The 20,233-nt window shown below is 68.6% G+C and carries 10 protein-coding genes and 9 pseudogenes; 9 read left to right on the top strand and 10 right to left on the bottom strand.

The features are described 5' to 3' along the window. The first annotated feature begins 54 nt into the window (after window positions 1-54). A pseudogene (locus tag HK415_RS04965) lies at window positions 55-962 on the top strand (LOG family protein). On the opposite strand, the gene HK415_RS04960 reads toward HK415_RS04965, so the two are convergent. From HK415_RS04960 to HK415_RS04945, 4 genes and pseudogenes are all read right to left on the bottom strand, one after another. Then, window positions 940-2,088 (bottom strand): MFS transporter, encoded by a 1,149-nt coding sequence (locus HK415_RS04960; protein WP_171556999.1) that lies wholly within the window; start codon window positions 2,086-2,088, stop codon window positions 940-942. The pseudogene HK415_RS04965 and the gene HK415_RS04960 overlap by 23 nt on opposite strands. Before the next feature lie 10 nt (window positions 2,089-2,098). Then, window positions 2,099-3,418 (bottom strand): DNA recombination protein RmuC, encoded by a 1,320-nt coding sequence (locus HK415_RS04955; protein ID WP_171563176.1) that lies wholly within the window; start codon window positions 3,416-3,418, stop codon window positions 2,099-2,101. Between the two features lie 17 nt (window positions 3,419-3,435). Further along, window positions 3,436-4,401 carry a 2-hydroxyacid dehydrogenase gene (locus HK415_RS04950; RefSeq protein ID WP_171563174.1) on the bottom strand — a complete coding sequence of 322 codons (966 nt, stop codon included), beginning with the start codon at window positions 4,399-4,401 and terminating at the stop codon, window positions 3,436-3,438. Between the two features lie 10 nt (window positions 4,402-4,411). Next, a pseudogene (locus tag HK415_RS04945) lies at window positions 4,412-5,828 on the bottom strand (sodium:proton antiporter). A 203-nt stretch (window positions 5,829-6,031) separates the two neighbouring features. On the opposite strand from HK415_RS04945, the gene HK415_RS04940 reads away from it, so the two are divergent. Together HK415_RS04940 and HK415_RS04935 are read left to right on the top strand one after the other, a co-directional pair. Beyond that, window positions 6,032-6,307, top strand: coding sequence for a CsbD family protein (locus tag HK415_RS04940; protein ID WP_171556998.1), 276 nt, complete (start codon window positions 6,032-6,034; stop codon window positions 6,305-6,307). Between the two features lie 13 nt (window positions 6,308-6,320). Then, window positions 6,321-6,893, top strand: coding sequence for a hypothetical protein (locus tag HK415_RS04935; protein WP_171556997.1), 573 nt, complete (start codon window positions 6,321-6,323; stop codon window positions 6,891-6,893). A gap of 7 nt (window positions 6,894-6,900) precedes the next feature. On the opposite strand, the gene HK415_RS04930 is transcribed toward HK415_RS04935, so the two are convergent. From HK415_RS04930 to HK415_RS04920, 3 genes and pseudogenes are all read right to left on the bottom strand, one after another. After that, window positions 6,901-7,629: a nitroreductase gene (locus HK415_RS04930; protein ID WP_171556996.1), complete on the bottom strand. Its 729-nt coding sequence runs from the start codon at window positions 7,627-7,629 to the stop codon at window positions 6,901-6,903. After that, entirely contained in the window at window positions 7,626-8,072 is a 447-nt protein-coding gene (locus HK415_RS04925; RefSeq protein WP_171556995.1) for an acyl-CoA thioesterase, read from the bottom strand. The genes HK415_RS04930 and HK415_RS04925 overlap by 4 nt, the downstream gene beginning before the upstream one ends. Beyond that, a pseudogene (locus HK415_RS04920) lies at window positions 8,069-8,997 on the bottom strand (histone deacetylase family protein). The gene HK415_RS04925 and the pseudogene HK415_RS04920 overlap by 4 nt, the downstream one beginning before the upstream one ends. 169 nt (window positions 8,998-9,166) lie before the next feature. On the opposite strand from HK415_RS04920, the pseudogene HK415_RS04915 reads away from it, so the two are divergent. Further along, window positions 9,167-9,720, top strand: a pseudogene (locus HK415_RS04915) (phasin family protein). A 193-nt stretch (window positions 9,721-9,913) separates the two neighbouring features. Here HK415_RS04915 and HK415_RS04910 read toward each other — a convergent pair. Next, window positions 9,914-10,796 (bottom strand): annotated as a pseudogene (locus HK415_RS04910) (patatin-like phospholipase family protein). A 103-nt stretch (window positions 10,797-10,899) separates the two neighbouring features. Between HK415_RS04910 and HK415_RS04905 the strand changes: the two are divergent. The 3 pseudogenes from HK415_RS04905 (at window position 10,900) to ggt (ending at window position 14,684) form a co-directional block, all read left to right on the top strand. Next, window positions 10,900-11,942: pseudogene (locus tag HK415_RS04905) on the top strand (extracellular solute-binding protein). A gap of 118 nt (window positions 11,943-12,060) precedes the next feature. Beyond that, a pseudogene (locus HK415_RS04900) lies at window positions 12,061-12,818 on the top strand (3-hydroxyacyl-CoA dehydrogenase). Between the two features lie 70 nt (window positions 12,819-12,888). Beyond that, window positions 12,889-14,684 (top strand): annotated as a pseudogene (gene ggt, locus HK415_RS04895) (gamma-glutamyltransferase). On the opposite strand, the gene HK415_RS04890 reads toward ggt, so the two are convergent. Beyond that, window positions 14,681-15,541, bottom strand: a complete 861-nt coding sequence (locus tag HK415_RS04890; RefSeq protein WP_309246578.1) for a YihY/virulence factor BrkB family protein — start codon at window positions 15,539-15,541, stop codon at window positions 14,681-14,683. The pseudogene ggt and the gene HK415_RS04890 sit on opposite strands and share 4 nt — an antisense overlap. Before the next feature lie 132 nt (window positions 15,542-15,673). Here HK415_RS04890 and HK415_RS04885 point away from each other — a divergent pair, with 132 nt between their 5' ends. Continuing rightward, on the top strand, window positions 15,674-16,651 hold the full coding sequence (locus HK415_RS04885; protein ID WP_253261768.1) for a Bug family tripartite tricarboxylate transporter substrate binding protein: 978 nt from the start codon (window positions 15,674-15,676) through the stop codon (window positions 16,649-16,651). Here HK415_RS04885 and HK415_RS04880 read toward each other — a convergent pair. After that, window positions 16,648-18,294 (bottom strand): acyl-CoA synthetase, encoded by a 1,647-nt coding sequence (locus tag HK415_RS04880; protein WP_171556993.1) that lies wholly within the window; start codon window positions 18,292-18,294, stop codon window positions 16,648-16,650. The genes HK415_RS04885 and HK415_RS04880 overlap by 4 nt on opposite strands. 68 nt (window positions 18,295-18,362) lie before the next feature. On the opposite strand from HK415_RS04880, the pseudogene dnaG reads away from it, so the two are divergent. Beyond that, window positions 18,363-20,215, top strand: a pseudogene (gene dnaG, locus HK415_RS04875) (DNA primase). The last annotated feature ends 18 nt before the right edge of the window (window positions 20,216-20,233 follow it).

The following is a 20,233-nucleotide window of genomic DNA, read 5'->3' as shown; positions in this document are numbered from 1 at the left end:
CCTCGGCAGTCGGGAAGCCCGGGCGGGTCGCGATTGCGGCCACAATCGGCCCTTATGTCTTCGACCCGCAACATTCACGACCGGCGGCTGGCCGATGCCTGGGCCACCCTCAAGGCCCACGCGGACGCCGGGCTGCCGCTGGACCCCGAGGCCAACCGCCTCGCCTTCGTCGACCCGGAATTCCTGCTGCGCCGCGAAACCCGCGGCATCCGCTTCCAGCTGAGCTGCTCAAGCCCGACCTGGAGCAGCAGGCCCACGGCATCGAGAACACCATCGTGGTGTTCGGCAGCGCGCGCTTCCGCGACCAGGCCGCGGCCGATGCGCTCGCGCAGCAGGCGGCCTCGCAGGGCCCCGCCGTCCAGCAGCCGGTGGATGCCGGTGGCGAGACCGGCCCGGCGCCGGTCGATGCGCGGCGTGCCCGCGCGCTGGCGCGCAACGCCCACTACTACGAGAAGGCGCGCGCCTTCGGCCGCATCGTCGCCGAGTACAGCGCCGACAAGGAACCGCGCGACCAGCTGTTCGTCTGCACCGGCGGCGGCCCCGGCATCATGGAGGCGGCCAACCGCGGCGCGCACGAGGCCGGCGGCATCAGCGTGGGCCTGTCCATCGCCCTGCCCATGGAGGAGGCGGCCAACACCTACGTGACGCCGGCGCTGTCCTTCAAGTTCCACTACTTCGCACTGCGCAAGATGCACTTCATGATGCGCGCGAAGGCCCTGGTCGCCTTTCCGGGCGGCTTCGGCACGCTGGACGAGCTGTTCGAGGTGATCACGCTGGTGCAGACGCGCAAGGCGCGCCAGGTGCCCATCGTGCTGTTCGGCACCGACTACTGGAAGGGCCTGATCAACTTCGAGATGCTGGTCGACGAAGGCGTGATCTCGGAGAAGGACCTGGAGCTGTTCCAGTTCGCCGACGATCCCGCGACCGCCTGGAACATCATCAAGACCTTCTATCGCCTCTGAGGCCGGCGGCCAGGCGCGAGCCGGCCCCGACCATCACGGCCATCGTCCAGAACACGGCGCTGATGCCCACCACGGTGCCGGCGGCGCCGAACAGCATGGGCATCGCCACGCTGGATGCGTTGATCACCATCAGCCGCATGCCCACCGCCTCGCCGTGGCGGTGGTGCGGCGTGATCTGGTGCAGCATGCTCATGATCATGGGCTGCACGCAACCGAGCGCGATCCCGAGCAGCACCGAACACACGCCCATGGCCACCGCCGTGTGCATCAGCGGGTACACCGCATAGATCAGCGCGGTGGCGACCATGGCGCCGGCCACCATCGCCCACTCGCGCACCTTCGCCGCGATCACCGGCAGCAGCACGCGCACCGCCGCCGCCGCGATCGCGAAGGCACCCAGGATGGTGCCGATCACCGACGCGGACAGCCCGCGCTCGTGCCCCAGCACCGGGACCACGAAGGTATGCACGTCCCAGGCCGAGGACAGGAACCAGTTGACGATCAGCAGGCGGCGGAACATGGGCTCGCGCACCAGGTCCCAGGCGCGGCTGGGGGCGGCGTTGGCCGGCCGCTGCGGCAGCGGCAGTTCGTGCGCGCCGCGGATCCAGGCCCAGGCCACCAGCGGCAGCACCGCCATGACGAAGAAGGCCCAGCGGAAGCCGGCATGGTCGATCACGAGGCCCGCGACGAAGGGCCCCAGGAAGTTGGAGAAGGCCGGGCCGATCGACAGCCAGGAGAAAACCTGCTTCAGCTGCGTGGGCGTCTGCGCGGCGCGTCCCACGTGCCGCTGCAGCGCGATCACCGCCGCGCCCGTGGCCCCGCCGGTGAGCAGCGCACTCACGCACAACACCGGAAAGATGGGCCAGGCCACCGCCATCGCGGCGCCGCCGGCGGCGGCGATCACGCTCCAGCCGACGGGGCGCTTCAGGCCATGCCGGTCGGCATAGCGTCCGGCCGGCAGCGCCAGGAACACCTGCATCAGCGCGTACAGCGCCAGCAGCACGCCCACGGCCGCCTCGCTGTAGCCCTCGCGCAGCGCCAGCAGCGGCGAGGCCATGCGCATGCCGGCCATGCAGGCGTGCAAGAAGACGTGGCCGGCGATCAGGCGCGCGAGCTCGCGCGTCAAGCCCCGATGTTCAGGCGTCGCTGTCGTCACCGTTGTCGGCCGGCGGCAGCAGCGCCTGGGCCTGCGCGTCGGGGAGCGCCTCGACGTCCTTGAGCGCGCGCCGCATCATCTTGGCGCGGGTGTCGGCCTTGTCCACCGTGTCGGCGGCCTTCTGCACCTGCTCCTTGATCCGGGCGACCCATTCGCCGTACTTCTCGAATTCGGTCTTCACCGCGCCCAGCACCTTCCACACCTCGGACGCCTGCTGCTCCAGCGCCAGCGTGCGGAAGCCCATGTGCAGGCTGTTGAGCATGGCCAGCAGCGTGGTGGGGCCGGCCAGCGTGACGCGGTAGTCGCGCTGGATCTTGTCCATCAGGCCGGGCCGGCGCAGCACCTCAGCGTAGAGGCTCTCGATCGGCAGGAACAGGATCGCGAAGTCGGTGGTGAAGGGCGGGCACAGGTAGTACTCGCAGATCGACTTGGCTTCCTCGCGGATGCGGACCTCGAGCGCGCGGCCGGCGCTTTCCACGCCCGCCGCGTCGGCGCGGTCGTGCGCGTCGAGCAGGCGCTCGTAGTCCTCGCGCGGGAACTTGGCGTCGATAGGCAGCCATACCGGCGTTCCGTCGCTGCTGCGGCCGGGAAACTTGATGGCGAAGTCCACCCGCTGGTTGCTGCGCGGCTTGGTCTCCACCTGCTTGGAATACTGCTCGGGGGTCAGCACCTGCTCCAGCAGCGCTTCCAGCTGAACCTCGCCGAACATGCCGCGGGTCTTGACGTTGGTCAGCACCCGCTGGAGGTCGCCCACGCCCTTGGTCAGCGACTGCATCTGGCCCAGGCCCTGGTGCACCTGCTCCAGCCGCTCGGCGACCTGCTTGAAGCTTTCGCCCAGGCGCGTCTCCAGCGTGTGCTGCAGCTTCTCGTCCACCGTCTTGCGCATCTCCTCCAGCTTGGCGGCGTTGGTCTGCTGCATGGAGGTGAGCTGCGTCTCCAGCGTGCCGCGCACTTCGGCCAGCCGGCGGGCGTTGGCCTCGCTGAGGCCCTGCAGCTGCGTGTTGAGCGTGTCCGACAGCGTCTTCTGCATCAGCGTCAGCTTGTCGGAGAAGGCGTCGATCTGCGCGTTCTGCGTGCGGGTGGCTTCCTGCGCCTGCCGCGTCAGCGTTTCCTGGAAGGTGGCCAGCGTCTGCGTCAGCTCGCCGCGCATGCCGCGCGAGGACTCGCTGATCTCGCGGCGCAGCTCGCGCTCCAGGCGTTCGTTGGCCGCCATCAGTTCGGCGCGGCCGGTGTCCACGACCGGCGGCTTGCGCATCAGCACCGCCACCAGCAACACGACGCTGGCCAGGGCCAGCGCCATCACGATCCAGATTTCCACTAGTTCAGGACTTCAGGGTTCAGGGGCGTGAGCGGCTTGCCGTTCACCAGGAAGCCGACCAGGTTGTCGGCGGCGAGCCTGGCCATGGCCTTGCGCGTGGGGACCGTGGCGCTGGCGATGTGGGGCGTGAGCACCACGTTGGGCACGGCCAGCAGCTCGGGGTGGACCTTGGGCTCTCCCTCGAACACGTCGAGGCCGGCGGCGGCGATCTTCCTGTCGCGCAGCGCCTGCGCCAGCGCCGCGTCGTCGACGATGCCGCCGCGCGCGATGTTGACGAGCGTCGCCGTCGGCTTCATCAGCGCGATCTCCTTCGCGGCGATCGTGTGGTGCGACTCGGCCGAATACGGCAGCACCAGCACCAGGTGGTCGGCGGTCTTCAGCAGTTCTTCCTTGCTCACGTAACGCGCCTTGCATTCCGCCTCCAGCGCGGGGGAGAGACGCGAGCGGTTGTGGTAGATCACGTTCATGCCGAAGCCGTGGGCGCCGCGTTTCGCGATGCCCTGGCCGATGCGGCCCATGCCGAGGATGCCCAGGGTGCTGCCGTGCACCTCGGCGCCGGCGAACATGTCGTAGCTCCACTTGGTCCACTTGCCGGCGCGCAGGTAATGCTCGCTCTCGGTGACGCGGCGCGCCGTCGCCATCAGCAGCGCGAAGCCGAAGTCCGCGGTGGTCTCGGTCAGCACGTCGGGCGTGTTGGTGCCCAGCACCTTGCGGGCGGTCATCGCCGGCAGGTCGAAGTTGTTGTAGCCCACGGCCATGTTGGCGCAGACCTTCAGCTGCGGGCAGGCCGCCAGCACCTCGGCGTCGATGCGTTCGGTGCCGGTGGTGAAGGCGCCCACCTTGCCCTGCAGGCGGGCGATCAGGTCCTGCTTGCTCCAGGCCGCGTCGGCCTGGTTGTGTTCCACCTCGAAGTGCTGCTCGAGGAAGGCGATCGTTTCCGGGAACACGGCCCGGGCCACCAGGATGGGGGTTTGGTCATGGAGTGCGGAACCAGATGAAGGTCATGAGGATGAACAGCGGCACGAGGATGCCGATCGACCAGGCCATGTAGCCGAAGAAGCTGGGCATTTTCACACCGCGGTCCTCGGCGATGGACTTGACCATCAGGTTGGGCGCGCGTTGCCGATGTAGCTGTTGGCGCCCATGAAGACGGAGCCGGCGGAAATCGCGGCCAGCACCGGCGCCAGTTCGTTCATCAGCTGCTGCGGGTTGCCCCCGGCCGTGTTGAAGAACACCAGGTAGGTGGGCGCGTTGTCCAGGAAGGAGCTGAGCGCGCCGCTGGCCCAGAAGTACATCGCCGGGTCGGGCGTGCCGTCGGGCCGCGTCACCGCCGCGATGATGGGACCGAAGGGCCCGTCGATGCCGGCGCGCAGCATGGCGATCACCGGGATGATGGTCAGGAAGATGCCGGCGAACAGCTTGGCCACCTCCTGCATCGGTCCCCAGGAGAACTGGTTGTCCTCGTGCACCGAGCGCGGCGTGACCTGCAGCGACACGAAGGTCACCACCAGCAGGCCGATGTCGCGCACCAGGCCCGGCAGGCGCACCTCGGTGCCGAGCACGCTGAAGCCGACGTCGGACTTCCAGAAGCCGCTCAGGAGCACCAGGCCGACGATCGCGGCCAGCAGCCAGAAGTTGCGCGCGCCGTCGAAGCCGATGCCGCGCGTGTCGGGCGTCGGGTCCTGCGGGATCAGCTCTTCGCGCCGGTGGTAGTACCAGGAGTCCAGCGCGTAGAAGATCGCGAGCAGCGAGCCGACCAGGAACAGCGTCTCGGGGAAGATGTGGCGCACCGTCCAGAAGAAGTCCACGCCCTGCAGGAAGCCCAGGAACAGCGGCGGGTCGCCCAGCGGCGTGAGCGAGCCGCCCGCGTTGGAGACGATGAAGATGAAGAAGACCACCGTGTGCGCGACGTGCTTGCGGTTGTCGTTGGCGCGGATCAGCGGGCGGATCAGCAGCATCGAAGCGCCCGTGGTGCCCATGAAGCTCGCCAGGAAGGCACCGATGGCGAGGACCGCGGTGTTCAGCCCCGGGCTGCCGTGCAGGTTGCCGCGAATGTAGATGCCCCCGAGACGGTGAACAGCGCCGTCAGCAGGATCACGAAGGGGATGTACTCGCCCAGCATCACGTGCACCAGCGAGGAACCGGCCACCGACGGTCCGTACACCACCGCGAAGGGCAGCAGGAAGGCCAGCGCCCAGGCGGCCGCGATCTTGCCGAAGTGGTGGTGCCAGAACCAGGGCGTCAGCAGCGGGCACAGCGCGATCGACAGCAGGATGCCGGCGAAGGGCACGCCCCAGAGCGGCGACATCCGGCTGGCATCGAGCTCCGCCGCACCGGCCCAGAGCGGCGCGAGCAGCAGGCAGGCCAGCAGCAGCGGCCGGAAGCGGGTCATCGGATCTCCTCTTGGCCCGGGCGCACCCGGTGGTTTTTCTTGCAGCGGCGCCGAGCATAACCAATCGGCAGAGGCTGCCCGCGGCAACAGGTAGGCGGCAGCCTACCGTGCGTGCGGAGGGCTTCCTACCGGTTGAGCCACGTGGGCGCGCCACGATCCCGCCCAAGGGAGCCACCGCTCCGGGCCGTGCATTGGAGAACACGATGAACCAGGACCGCATCCAGGGACGCTGGAAGCAGTTGAAGGGCAAGGTGAAGGAACAGTGGGGCAAGCTGACCGACGACGACCTCGACGTCATCGCCGGCCGGCGCGACCAGCTGCTCGGACGCATCCAGCAGCGCCATGGCCTGGCCCGGGACGAAGCCGACCGGCAGGTCTCCAGCTGGGAGCAGAGCAACCCCGACTTCGCGCTGGAGGCTTCCCCGAAGGACAGCCACCGGGCCAGCGAGAAGGTCCGCCCGACGGACAAGCCCCGCTGAGGATCGGAACGCCATGACCTTCCGCATCGCCTGCCTGGCCGCCGCTCTCGCCTGCAGCGCCGCCGCGTCCGCCGCGCCGCTCCTGGGCAAGGACGAACTCAAGGCGAACAAGGTCCGCATCGAGGCGCAGTACGACCAGGCGCAGATCCGTTGCAAGCACGTGGAAGGGCACGCCCGCGAGCTGTGCAACGAGCAGGCGCGCGGCGAGCGCGACGTCCAGGCGGCCGAACTGCAGCTGCGCGCCGAGCCGACGCCGGCGAACGGCCAGAAGCTGCGCCTCGCGAAGGCCGAAGCGGCCTACGCGCAGGCCCTCGTGAAGTGCAAGGCCATCCTGGGTGCCGCCCGCAGCGTCTGCCGCGAGGATGCCAGGGCGGTGTTCGAGTCGGCCAAGGCCGAGGCGAAGCTGCAGCAGGAAGTCGTCGCGCAGGCCCTGAACTCCGAGAACCAGGTGCGCGAGCGCGCCGCGCAGGCCGACCGGATCGCGCAGGCGCAGTTCACTGCGGCGCGCGAGCGCTGCGAGATGCTGCCCGGCGAGGCCCGCGCGGCCTGCCTGACGGACGCCAGGCAGCGCTTCGGCCGGCCCTGAGCCGCGCCTATTCGACCCAGCGCGTGAACGAGGCCGCCGGCTCGCGCGGCGTGTCGAAGGTGTTCACATGCGCGTCGAGGTCGGCGTAGCCCAGCGACATCCCGCACAGCAGCATCTCGTCCTCGCCCGCGCCCACGTGCGGCAGGATGATCTTCGCGAAGCCGTTCCACGCCGCCTGCGGGCAGGTGTGCAGGCCGCGGGCGCGCGCCGCCAGCATCACGTTCTCCAGGAACATGCCGTAGTCCATCAGCGAGCCGCGTCCCAGCACGCGGTCCATGGTGAACATCAGGCCCACGGGCGCATCGAAGAAGCGGAAATTGCGCTGGTGCTGCGCGTGCATCCTGTCCTTCTCGCCCTTGGCGATGCCCAGCAGCCCGTACAGGCCCCAGCCGTTCTCGCGCCGCCGGTCGATGTAGGGCGACACCCACCTGGTGGGGTAGTAGTCGTACTCCTCGCGGTACTCCTGCGCGAGCGCGGGGTCGGCGTACATGGCGTCGTGCGCCGCGCAGGCCTTCTCCACCAGCGCATCGCGCGCCGCGCCCTGCAGCACGTACACCTTCCAGGGCTGCGTGTTGGTGCCCGAAGGCGCGCGGCTGGCCAGCGCCAGGATGTCCTCGATCGTCGCCCGCGGCACGGGGCGGTCGCGCAGGAAGGCGCGGCAGGAAAAGCGGCTGGCGATGGCGGCGTCGACGCTTCCGGGGTCGGCCACGACGGTGGCAACGCGTGAGAGGGTCACTGCAGGGTCTCCAGCACGGCCTTGAGGCGTTGCGGCAGTTGGGTGGGGCGCCGGTCGGCGCGGTTGACGTACACGTGCACGAAGTGGCCCTTGGCCACCGTCAGCGGCTCGCCGGCGATGAACAGGCCCACTTCGTAGCGGACGCTGGAGTTGCCGATCCTGGCCACGCGCAGCCCCGCTTCCACCGCCTGCGGGAATTCCACCGGCGCGAAATAGTTGCACTGGGTCTCGATCACCAGCCCGATGGTCTCGCCGTGGTGGATGTCCAGCGCGCCCTGCTCGATCAGGTGCGCGTTGACCACGGTGTCGAACCAGCTGTAGTAGACGACGTTGTTCACGTGCCCGTAGGCGTCGTTGTCCATCCAGCGGGTGGTGATCGTGCGGAAGGCCTTGTAGCCGCCGCGGCCCTCGGGCTGCGGCTTGGGCGGAGTGGGTTCGCTCATCGCGCGCGATTGTGCCAGCGGCGCGCGTAGCCCACGGCGACCTGGAAGGTGTTGACCTGCACCTGCACGGTGTCCTCGAGCCGGTGGCCGTAGCCGCCCGCCATGGCGAAGGCCAGCGGCACGCGGCGCTGCCAGGCCCAGTCGAACACGCGCCGGTCGCGCGCTTCCAGCCCGTCCCAGGTGAGCTTCAGGCGGCCCAGGCGGTCGCCTTCGTGCGGGTCCGCACCGGCCAGGTAGATCACCAGGCCCGGGTCGAAGCGGTGGGCCAGTTCCTCCAGCGCGCGCTCCAGGGCCTGCAGGTAGGCGTCGTCGCCGGTGCCATCGGGCAGGTCCACGTCGAGGTCGCTGGCCTCCTTGCGGAACGGGAAGTTCTTCTGCCCATGGAGCGAGAGCGTGAACACCGTGGGGTCGTCGCGGAAGATGCGCGCCGTGCCGTTGCCCTGGTGCACGTCGAGGTCGACGATCGCCACCCGCAGGGGCTGGCGGCTGTGGCGCGCGCTTTCGGCCTGCAGCAAACGCGCCGCCACGGCGGCGTCGTTGAAGACGCAGAAGCCGCCGCCCTTGTCAGGGTAGGAGTGGTGGGTGCCGCCGGCGATGTTCGCCGCCACGCCCTCGGCGAAAGCCGCGCGGCAGGCGGAGATGGTCGCGCCGACCGAGTGCCGCGCCCGCTCGGCCATCGCGCTGCTCCAGGGAAAGCCGATCTCGCGCATGAGCTTGGGGTCGATGGAGCCGTCGGTGATCGCCTGGATGTAGCCCGGGGTGTGGACCAGGGCCAGCTCGCCGTCGGTAGCGCGGGGGCGGGCACCAGGCGCGCGTCCGGGACTTCGGCGGCCAGGCGGTCGCGCAGCAGGCGGTACTTGCCCATGGGAAAGCGATGTCCCGGCGGCAGGGGCAGCACGAACTGGTCGGTATAGAAGACCTGCATTGCGGCATTTTCCGGGGTCGGCGACCTAGGGAAGCCCGCCTAGATTGCTGCGGCGCAAAAACCTCTTGCAATGGCCGCCGGCACCCCTATACTTCACACATGCTGCACTGCAACATGCCAGCGCAGATGCCAGAGAGAACCCACCCTTTTCACTAACGGAGAAACCCACATGCTGACCGCTGAGCAACTGCTTGCCGCCCAAAAGGCCAATGTCGAAACCCTGTTCGGCCTGACCACCAAGGCTTTCGAAGGCGTCGAGAAAAACTCGTCGAGCTGAACGTCACCGCTTCCAAGGCCGCCCTGGCCGAAGCCGCCGAAACCAGCCAGAGCATCCTGGGTGTCAAGGACGCGCAAGAACTGCTGGCCCTCCAGGCTTCCCTGTTCCAGCCCCTGGCCGAGAAGACCGCTGCCTACAGCCGTCACCTGTACGACATCGCCTCCGGCACGCAAGCCGAGTTCACCCGCCAGTTCGAAGGCCAGGTCGCCGACGCCCAGAAGAAGTTCCTGGCTGTCGTGGACAACGCCGCCAAGAACGCCCCGGCCGGCTCCGAGACCGCCGTCGCCGTGTTCAAGAGCGCCGTTGCCGCCGGCAACAACGCCCTGGAATCCGTGCAGAAGGCCGTCAAGCAGGCTGCCGACGTCGCCGAAGCCAACTTCAACGCCGTTGCCAACACGGCCGTGAACGCTTCCAAGACCCCGGGCAAGGCCAAGCGCGCCGCCTGAGCCTCCGAGGCTTGAGAGTTCCTGACACCCATTGTGTGGAGCGGGAACTCTACTCATAGAGTGGCATCTATTCGATACTTTCGGTTCTCGAACCGGGAGTTCTTCAGGTTGTCTCCTCGGGTCCTTCCGAACACGGGTTCAGGGATCCCTTGAACCTCCAGTCGCAAGGCTGGAGGTTTTTTTCATGGCCGCCTCAGTGGGCGTGGGCCTTGGCTTCCAGGGCCGCCCGCAGCTGCGGCAGCAGCGCCAGCATCGCCGCGCGGCCGGCGTCGATGGCGCGGCGCTTGCCCGCGAAGTCGCCGCTGCCCATGCCGGTGAGGGCCGGCCGCACCACGATGTCCGCGTCCTTGAGCTCCCAGCTGTTGATGCTCTTGCCCATGATGGCGAAGGTCTGCAGCAGGATCTGCAGCGGGTCGGCCGAAGGATTGCCTTCCGGCGCGCTGGAGATGTCCACCGCGATCACCACTTCCGCGCCCATCTGGCGGGCATAGCGCACGGGCACGGGCGAGACCAGCCCGCCATCGACGTACTCCTGGCTGCCGATCTTCACCGGCAGGAACACCGCCGGCACCGCACTGGACGCCCGCACCGCCGTGCCGGTATCGCCGCGCCGGAACAGCACGCCCTGGCCCGAGTTCAGGTCGGTGGCGACGATCCCCAGCGGCAGCGCCATGTTCTCGATCAGCCGGCTGCCCACCTGGGCATTCACGTAGCGCGCCAGCGCCTCGCCCCGCAGCACGCCGCGGCTGAAGATCGGCAGCGTCCAGTCGGCGAAGGCGGATTCGTCCATGTTCATCGCCACCGCCTGCAGCTGGGGGCCGGACCGCCCGCTGGCGTACAGCGCCGCGACCAGGCTGCCGGCCGAGGTGCCGACCACCAGGTCCGGCTTGATCCCGGCCTCCTCCAGCACCTGGATCACCCCGACATGGGCGAATCCGCGGGCGGCACCGCCGCCCAGCGCCAGCCCGACCTTGGGCGGGACCTTGGCCACCACCACCGGCGGTGGCTGGACCACGTCCGGCGCGGGTTTCGGGGGTCATGCAACCCGCGAGCAGCACCATGAACCCGAAAACCATGACCTGCGTCAAGCGGTCGCCAATATTATTGAGAATGATTCGCGTTTGTTTTATCATCGCGGACAACAGCAACCCAAAGACTTCCGTGAAAGGAAAAGAACAGATGATCTCCAAGGCCGCCGGCATCGCGACGCTGCTCCTTGCCACGGTGACCTCGGTCGCCGCGCAGGAACAGGTGCTGAACCTCTACTCCGCCCGCCACTACTCGACGGACGAGGCGCTGTACAGCAACTTCACCAAGGCCACCGGCATCAAGATCAACCGCGTCGATGCCGACGATGCCGGCATTCTCGCCCGCCTGAAGGCCGAAGGCTCCGCCTCCCCCGCCGACGTGATCCTGCTGGTCGACGCCGCCCGCCTGTACAAGGGCGAAGTGGACGGCCTGTTCCGCCCCGTGAAGTCCAAGGTGCTGGAAGACGCCATCCCGGCCCAGTACCGCTCCGCCGCCACGCCCGAAGGCACCAGCTGGTTCGGCTTCTCCACGCGCGCCCGCGTCGTCGTGTACGACAAGGTGAAGGTCAAGCGCGAGGACGTGGACACCTACGAGGAACTGGCCGACGCCAGGAACAAGGGCAAGGTCTGCCTGCGCTCCGGCTCGCACCCCTACAACCTGTCGCTGTTCGGCTCGGTGATGACGCACATCGGCGAGCAGAAGACGGAAGCCTGGCTCAAGGGCATCGTCGACAACATGGCGCGCGCGCCAAAGGGCGGCGACACCGACCAGATCAAGGCCGTCGGCGCCGGCGAGTGCCAGGTTGCCGTGACCAACACCTACTACATCGCCCGCCTGCTGCGCTCCAACGCGCCGGAAGACAAGGCGCTGATGGAGAAGGTGGGCATCGTGTTCCCCAACCAGCAGTCCTGGGGCACGCACCTGAACATCGCCGGCGGGGCCGTCGCGAAGAACAGCAAGAACACCGCCAACGCGGTGAAGTTCCTCGAGTACCTCGCGGGGGCCGAAGCGCAGAACTACTTCGCCAACGGCAACAACGAGTGGCCCACGGCCAAGGGCGTGAAGGTGCAGAATCCCGCCCTGCAGGCATTGAGCGGCGGCGGCGACTTCAAGGCGGAGACCATCCCCTGGCCGCCGTCGGTGCGAACACCGTGAAGGTGCAGCAAATGCTGGACCGCGTCGGCTTCAAATAACTCCTAAACGCGGAAACCCGGTCGCCACACCCTCCCGCACCGGTTCCAAGCCCGCCTCGCGCGGGCTTTTTCATGCCTCATAATTGACGTTTACGTCAACGTCACACCAGGAGCAGAGATGGACATTCGGGGCAAGGTCTTCATCGTCACCGGCGGCGCATCGGGCCTCGGCGAAGGCACGGCGCGCATGCTGGCCGCCGCCGGCGGCAAGGTCGTCATCGCCGACATGCAGGTCGAGAAGGGCGAGCAGGTCGCCAGGGAGATCGGCGGCACCTTCGTCAAGTGCGACGTGAGCCAGGAAGCCGACGGGCAGGCCGTGGTCGCCAAGGCCGTTTCCCAGGGCAAGCTGATGGGACTGGTCAACTGCGCCGGCATCGCGCCCGCGGAGAAGACCGTCGGCAAGAACGGCGCGCACAACTTCGCGCTGTTCACCAAGACCATCACCGTGAACCTGATCGGCTCCTTCAACATGATCCGCCTGGCCGCCGAAGCCATGGCGAAGAACGAGCCCGAGTCCACCGGCGAGCGCGGCTGCATGATCTCCACCGCCTCGGTCGCGGCCTACGACGGCCAGATCGGCCAGGCCGCGTACAGCGCCTCCAAGGGCGGCGTGGTGGGCATGACGCTGCCGGTCGCGCGCGACCTCGCCCGCAACGGCATCCGCAACATGACCATCGCCCCCGGCATCTTCGGCACGCCCATGCTGTTCGGCATGCCCAAGGAAGTGCAGGACGCGCTGGCCGCCAGCGTGCCCTTCCCCTCGCGCCTGGGCACCCCGAGGACTACGCCAAGCTCGCGAAGCACATCTTCGAGAACGACATGCTCAACGGCGAGGTGATCCGCCTCGACGGCGCGATCCGCCTGGCACCGAAGTAAGCCGGAGCCCGCGCGGGGCGGCGCCGCCCTATAGTCCCCGGACACGCACCACCAGGGACAAGGAGAACCCATGCGCCGCCCCGTCCTCACCTGGCTCGCCGCCGCGAGCCTGCTGGCCGCCTGCGCCAGCCCGACCGCCCCCACCTCCGGCTTCAGCTACACCGTCCCGCAGCAGCCCGAGGCCGCGTCCGGCCTGACGGCCAAGCCCGGCTGGGCGACGACGAAGTTCGCTGTGGCCGCGGCCAATCCGCTGGCCACCGACGCCGGCTACCAGGTGCTGCGCGCCGGCGGCTCGGCGATCGACGCCGCCATCGCCGTGCAGATGGTGCTGACGCTGGTGGAGCCGCAGTCCAGCGGCATCGGCGGCGGCGCCTTCCTGCTGCATTCCAACGGCCGCGAGGTCGAGGCCTTCGACGGCCGCGAGACCGCGCCGGCCGCCGCCGACGAACGCCTGTTCCTCGCCGCCGACGGCAAGCCGCTGCCCTTCTACGAGGCCGTGGTCGGCGGCCGCTCGGTGGGCGTGCCGGGCACGTTGAAGATGCTGGAGATGGCGCACCGGCAACACGGCCGGCTGCCCTGGGCCGCGCTGTTCCAGCCGGCGATCCGCCTGGCCGAACAGGGCTTCCGCGTGAGCCCGCGCCTGAACACGCTGGCCAAGGCCGACGCGCACCTGCAGAAGGACCCGACGGCCAGGGCCTACTTCTTCCAGGCCAGTGGCGAGCCGCTCGCCGTGGGCAGCACCTTGCGCAATCCGGAACTCGCGGCAGTGCTGAAGCGCGTCGCCAGCGAAGGCGCGGGCGCCTTCTATGCCGGCGAGATCGCGCAGGCGATCGTCGACAAGGTGCAGAAGCATCCCACCAATCCCGGCAAGCTGACTCTCGCCGACCTCGCGGCCTACCAGCCCAAGAAGCGCGCGCCGATCTGCCACGACTACCGTGCGCGCGCGAAGGACTACCGCATCTGCGGCTTCCCGCCCCCGAGTTCCGGCGCGATCGCGGTCGGACAGATCCTCGGCATCCTGGCCAACACCACGGCCGACACGCTGCCGCTGGTGGACGGCCTGCCCCCGGCCGACTGGCTGCACCTCTACACGGAAGCGGCGCGCCTGGCGTTCGCCGACCGCGCGCAGTACCTGGCCGATCCCGACTTCGTGCAGCCGCCGGCCGGCCGGCTGGGATGAGCCTGCTCGATCCGGCCTACCTCCGGGCGCGCGCGGGCCAGATCGCGGTTCAGAGCATGAAGACTGCGCAACCGGGCACGCCGGGCCAGCGCGCGAGCCGCTATGCGCCCAGTGCCGAGCAGGTGGAGTACGGCACCTCGCACATCAGCATCGTCGACGGCTTCGGCAATGCGATCGCGATGACCACCACCATCGAGGACCAGTTCGGCGCCCGCCAGATGGTGCGCGGCTTCATGCTGAACAACGAACTGACGGACTTCAGCTTCGCGCCCGCCGATGCGCAGGGCCGGCCGATCGCCAACCGCGTGCAGCCCGGCAAGCGCCCGCGTTCCTCGATGGCGCCCACGCTGGTGTTCGACAAGGCGACCGGCCAGATCGTGATGAGCGGCGGCAGCCCCGGCGGCGCGCTGATCATCCACTACACGGCCAAGACGCTCTATGGCGTGCTGAACTGGGGCCTGAACGCGCAGCAGGCGATCGACCTGCCGAACTTCGGCTCCAACAACGGCCCCACGCTGCTGGAGCAGCGCCGCTTCACGCCGGGCGTGGTGCAGTCCCTGCAGGCGCGCGGCCACGAGGTGCGCGAGCAGGACATGACCAGCGGACTGCAGGCCATCCAGCGCACGCCCACCGGATGGTTCGGCGGCGCGGATCCGCGCCGCGAGGGCATCGTGATGGGCGACTAGGTCGCCTTCACCACTTCCTTGCGCTCGATCCGCTCGTACTCCGAGATCACCTGCGCCCCCAGCAGCAGCAGCGTCGCCGCGATCTCGAAGCTCAGGAGCACGACGATCGCGGTGGTGAGCGAGCCGTAGACGACGTTCACCTGCGAGAGCGTGGCGAAGTACCACACCAGCAGGTGGCGCGTGATCTCCCACAGCAGCGCCGCGGTCGCTCCGCCAAGCAGCGCGTGGCGCCACGACAGCCGTCCCACCGGCATCACCATGTACACCGAGGTGAGCACGAAGATCTCGCCCACCAGCCCCAGCAGGTACAGCAGCACGCCCGAGACGCCTTCCAGCGACCACTCGTGCCCGAGGAAGCGCACGTTGTTCTGGCCCAGGGCCTGGATGCTGCCGGCCACCAGCGTGACGACCAGCAGCCCGAAGCCGAGCGACAGGATGTAGCAGTAGGGAAGCACGGCCGACACCACGAAGCGCCGGCGCTTGATGGCGAAGCGGTGCAGGAAGATCACCGCCATGGCCTTTTCCAGCACGGTGAAGGCCAGCGAGCTGAAGAACAGCATGGTCACCAGCAGCACCCAGCCGATCACCTCCTGGTGGGCGACGAAGTTGGAGAGCTCGACGACGATCGCCTTGGACTGGCCGGGCATCAGCCACTCCAGGTACACGCCCAGGGTGGACAGCAGTTCCTGCGGGTCCAGGATGCGCGCGAGCGCGATCACGGTCAGGATCAGCAGGGGCACCACCGAGAGCAGCGCGTAATAGGCCACCGCACCCGCGAGCAACAGCCCCTGGTTCGCCTGGAAGCCCTTCAGCACGCGCTTGGTGAAGGTGCCGGGATTGGCAGCCACATAGGCCATGGCAGGGCTCAGCACTCGCATCCGGCCGAGTATGCCTCCAGCCACGGACGCCAAGGCGGCGCGTTACAGGCTTTCCCTCATGGGCCCCGCGGGGTGCTGGGCTAGATTGGCGCACCACCAAGGAGACAAGCCATGTCCAGTCCCAACCGGTTGCGCCGCCAGCTGGTGCGCGCCGCCCTCGCCTCGCCGGCGCTCGTCGCGCTGCCGTCCTTCGGCCAGGCCTTCCCGGCGCGGCCGATCAAGCTGATCTGTCCGTGGCCCGCGGGCGGCGCGACCGATGCGGTGATGCGCGCGATCGGCGAGAGCGCCGGCAAGACCCTGGGCCAGCAGATCGTGGTGGAGAACAAGGCCGGCGCCAGCGGCATGCTGGGCCCCAACGAACTGGTGAAGGCGCCGCCGGACGGCTACACGCTGTCGCAGCTCACCATCGGCGTCGCGCGGCTGCCGCACATGCAGAAGATGCAGTTCGACCCGCTCAAGGACTTCACCTACGTCCTGAACATGACCGGCTACACCTTCGGCATGGTGGTGAAGGCCGACTCGCCGATCAAGTCGGTCAAGGACCTGGTGGACTTCGCCAGGGCCAACCCGGGCAAGTTCACCTACGGCTCGCCCGGCCAGGGCACCACGCCGCACCTGGCGGTGGAGGAGTTCGCGGACAAGGCGGGCATCAAGCTGCAGCACGTGCCCTTCAAGGGTTTCGCCGACGGCATGCAGGCCATGCTGGGCGGCCACACCATGGCGCACAGCGACTCCACCGGCTGGTCGGGCCACGTGGACGGCGGCACCGCGCGCCTGCTGGCCACCTACGGCGCCAAGCGCACCAAGAAGTGGTCGAACGTGCCCACGCTCAACGAGCTGGGCTTCGACACGATCTCCGAATCGCCCTTCGGCATCGGCGGCCCCAAGGGCATGGACGCGGCCGTCACGCGCCGCCTGCACGACGCCTTCCGCAGGACGCTGGAAGACCCGGCGGTGCTGGCCACCTTCGAGAAGTACGACCAGTCGGTGATCTACATGAACAGCGCGGACTACGATAAGTTCATCCGCGAGCAGTACGTCAAGGAGAAGGTGCTGATCGACCGGCTGGGGCTGGCGATGAAGACCTAGACGTCGATCGCGCTCGCCGACCCCGCCTGCTTGCGCAGCTCGAACTTCTGGATCTTGCCGGTGGAGGTCTTCGGCAATTCGCCGAACACCACCGCCCGGGGCACCTTGAAGCCGGCGAGGTGCTTCTTGCAGTGCGCGACGATCTCCTCGGGCGTGGCCTTCGAGCCCGCCTTCAGTTCGACGAAGGCACACGGCGTCTCGCCCCACTTCGCGTCGGGCTTGGCCACCACCGCCGCCGCCAGCACGTCGGGGTGGCGGTACAGCACGTCCTCGACCTCGATCGACGAGATGTTCTCGCCGCCCGAGATGATGATGTCCTTGCTGCGGTCCTTGATCTTGATGTAGCCGTCGGGGTACTGCACCGCGAGGTCGCCCGTGTGGTACCAGCCGCCGGCGAAGGCTTCCTGCGTCGCCTTGGCGTTCTTCAGGTAGCCCTTCATCGTGATGTTGCCGCGGAACATGATCTCGCCCATGGTCTCGCCGTCCCAGGGCACCGGCTGCAGGGTCTGCGGGTCCAGCACCTGCGCGCTGCGCTGCAGGTGGTAGCGCACGCCCTGGCGCGCGTTCAGGCGCGCGCGCTCGCCGATGTCCAGGCGGTCCCAGGATTCGTGCTTGGCGCAGGCGGTCGCGGGGCCGTAGACCTCGGTCAGGCCATAGACGTGCGTCAGGTCGAAGCCCATCTTCTCCATGCCTTCGATCAGAGAAGCCGGCGGCGCGGCGCCCGCCACCATCGCCTTCACGCCCTGCGGCAGGCCCTGCTTCAGTTCGTCCGGCGCGTTCACCAGCAGGCCGTGCACGATCGGCGCGCCGCAGTAGTGCGTGACGCCGTGTTCGCGGATCGCATCGGCCATCGCCCTGGCTTCCACCTTGCGCAGGCAGACGTTCACGCCGGCGCGCGCCGCGAGCGTCCAGGGGAAGCACCAGCCGTTGCAGTGGAACATGGGCAGCGTCCACAGGTACACGGCGTGCTTGGGCAGGTCCCACTCGAGGATGTTGGAGATGGCGTTCATCGCCGCGCCGCGGTGGTGGTAGACCACGCCCTTGGGGTTGCCGGTGGTGCCGCTGGTGTAGTTCAGCGCGATCGCGTCCCACTCGTCCCCGGGCAGCTCCCAGGCGAAGGCCGGGTCGCCCTTGCCCAGGAGGTCCTCGTAGGTGGTGCTGCCGATGCGCTGGGGGTTGCCGGTGAACAGCGCGTCCTCGGCGTCGATCACCAGCAGCGGCCTGGCGTCCTTGCGCAGGGCGATCGCCTTCTGCATCACCGGCGCGAACTCCGGATCGACGATCACCGCCTTGGCCTCTCCGTGTTCCAGCATGAAGGCGATGGCTTCCGGGTCGAGGCGCGTGTTGAGCGTGTTGAGCACGGCGCCGGCCATGGGGATGCCGAAGTGCGCCTCCACCATGGGCGGCGTGTTGGGCAGCATCACGGCCACGGTGTCGCCCTTGCCCAGGCCCGCGCGCCGCAGGGCGCTGGCCAGGCGCCGGCAGCGCTCGTAGGTCTGCTGCCAGTTGCGGCGCAGCGAGCCGTGGATCACCGCGGTGCGGTGCGGGTAGACCTCGGCGGCGCGCTCCAGGAAGGACAGCGGCGAGATCGGGGTGAAGTTGGCGGCGTTGCGCCCAAGGTCCTGGTCGAAGATGCTGGCCATGCCGGGTCTCCTGGCTGATGTAAGCGAAGCGTAGTCGTTTTCGGGGGCGGTGCAGAATACCCGGGATCGTGGCCATCCCCCAGAACTTCATCCAGGAACTGCTTGCGCGCGCCGACGTCGTGGAGATCGTCGGGCGCTATGTGCAGTTGAAGAAGACGGGGGCGAACTTTTCCGGGTTGTGCCCTTTCCACGGGGAGAAGACGCCGTCCTTCACCGTGAGTCCCTCGAAGCAGTTCTTCCACTGCTTCGGCTGCGGCAAGAACGGTAATGCCATCGGCTTTCTGATGGATTACGCGGGCATGAACTTCGTGGAGGCGGTGAAGGACCTCGCCGGCCAGTACGGCATGCAGGTCCCCGAGGAAGACATCCCCCGGCCGAACGCGCGCGCCTGGCCGAACAGAAGCAGAAGCAGGCGACGCTGAGCGACGTGCTGGAAAAGGCGGGCGCCGCCTACCGCAAGCACCTGAAGAACTCGCCGCGGGCCATCGAGTACTTCAAGAAGCGCGGCGTCTCGGGCGAGATCGCGAAGCAGTTCGGCCTGGGCTACGCTCCCGAGGGCTGGCGCACCCTGGCCAGCGTGTTCCCCGAGTACGACGACCCGCTGCTGGCGGAAAGCGGCCTGGTGATCGTCAACGAGGAAGACGACAAGCGCTACGACCGCTTCCGCGACCGCGTGATGTTCCCGATCCGCAACGTCAAGGGCGAATGCATCGGCTTCGGCGGCCGGGTGCTGGGCGACGAGAAGCCCAAGTACCTGAACTCGCCGGAGACCCCGGTCTTCAGCAAGGGCCGCGAGCTCTACGGGCTGTGGGAGGCGCGCAATGCGCTGCGCGAGCACGGCTTCGTGCTGGTCACCGAGGGCTACATGGACGTCATTGGCCTGGCGCAGCTCGGATTCCCGAATGCGGTGGCGACGCTGGGCACGGCCTGCACCACCGAGCACGTGCAGAAGCTGTTCCGCTTCACCGACAGCGTGGTCTTCAGCTTCGACGGCGACGCCGCCGGCCGGCGCGCCGCCCGCAAGGCGCTCGATGGCGCCCTGCCCTATGCCAGCGACGTGCGCAGCGTGAAGTTCCTGTTCCTGCCCTCGGAGCACGACCCGGACAGCTACATCCGCGAGCACGGGCACGAGGCCTTCGCCCGCTTCGTGCGGCAGGCCGTGCCCCTGAGCGAGTTCCTGGTCGATTCGGCGGCCGAAGGCTGCGACCTGGGCACCGCGGAAGGGCGCTCGAAGATGGTCAGCAACGCCGGCCCCTTGTGGAAGCAGTTGCCCGAAGGCGCGCTGCGCAAGCAGTTGCTGGGGACCATCGCCGAACGGGCCCAGCTGGGCGAACACGACCTGATGGAGCTGTGGGGCCTGGCCCGTCCCGAAGGCAAGCCGGCCCAGAGGAAGCGCAAGGACGCGGAGTCGCCGTACAAGCAGCGGGCCTACGGCGCCGGCCGGCGGCATGCGATCAAGCCCAAGACGGTGGCCATGGCGGAACACATCGCGCGCGCCGTCCTGCGCAACTCCCAGGCCTGGGACCTGCTCACGAACGACGACCACCACCTGCTGTGCGAGCTCGAGGCCCCGCACGGCGACCTGTTCTCCTGGATCGACACCCGGTACCACGAGCACGGGGGCGAGCCCTGGGCGGTGCTGCAGCTGGGGATCGAAGGCCAGCCGTTTTCCGAGCTGGCGGGCCGCCTGAACGCGCTGGACGAGATGCAGCCCAGTGGCCGCGCCCACGACGTCGAGGAGATGGGGGAGCGGGAACTGCGCCGGGCCATCACCGAGATCCACCTGGACGCGGTCGCCGAGGAAATCCGGCGGGTGGGCAAGCTCCCCGCCTCGGAACCGGGCCGCGTCGAGCGGCTTTACGAACTCAGCCGGAAGCAGCAGGAGTTGCAGGAACGCCAAAAACCGGGGCCCAATCCTTGAATTCCCTGGTCAACGGTA

Source organism: Ramlibacter montanisoli (assembly GCF_013087525.1).
Classification (GTDB): Bacteria; Pseudomonadota; Gammaproteobacteria; order Burkholderiales; family Burkholderiaceae_C; genus Ramlibacter; species Ramlibacter montanisoli.
This window is presented reverse-complemented; position numbering and strand designations above follow the sequence as displayed.

What these genes read in the sequence shown, in the direction of transcription:
- HK415_RS04955 (WP_171563176.1), bottom strand. Translation starts at nt 3,418, where the DNA reads ATGGCGCTGGCCCTGGCCAGCGTCGTGTTGCTGGTGGCGGTGCTGATG.
- HK415_RS04940 (WP_171556998.1), top strand. Translation starts at nt 6,032, where the DNA reads ATGAACCAGGACCGCATCCAGGGACGCTGGAAGCAGTTGAAGGGCAAG.
- HK415_RS04935 (WP_171556997.1), top strand. Translation starts at nt 6,321, where the DNA reads ATGACCTTCCGCATCGCCTGCCTGGCCGCCGCTCTCGCCTGCAGCGCC.
- HK415_RS04925 (WP_171556995.1), bottom strand. Translation starts at nt 8,072, where the DNA reads ATGAGCGAACCCACTCCGCCCAAGCCGCAGCCCGAGGGCCGCGGCGGC.
- HK415_RS04890 (WP_309246578.1), bottom strand. Translation starts at nt 15,541, where the DNA reads ATGGCCTATGTGGCTGCCAATCCCGGCACCTTCACCAAGCGCGTGCTG.
- HK415_RS04885 (WP_253261768.1), top strand. Translation starts at nt 15,674, where the DNA reads ATGTCCAGTCCCAACCGGTTGCGCCGCCAGCTGGTGCGCGCCGCCCTC.
- HK415_RS04880 (WP_171556993.1), bottom strand. Translation starts at nt 18,294, where the DNA reads ATGGCCAGCATCTTCGACCAGGACCTTGGGCGCAACGCCGCCAACTTC.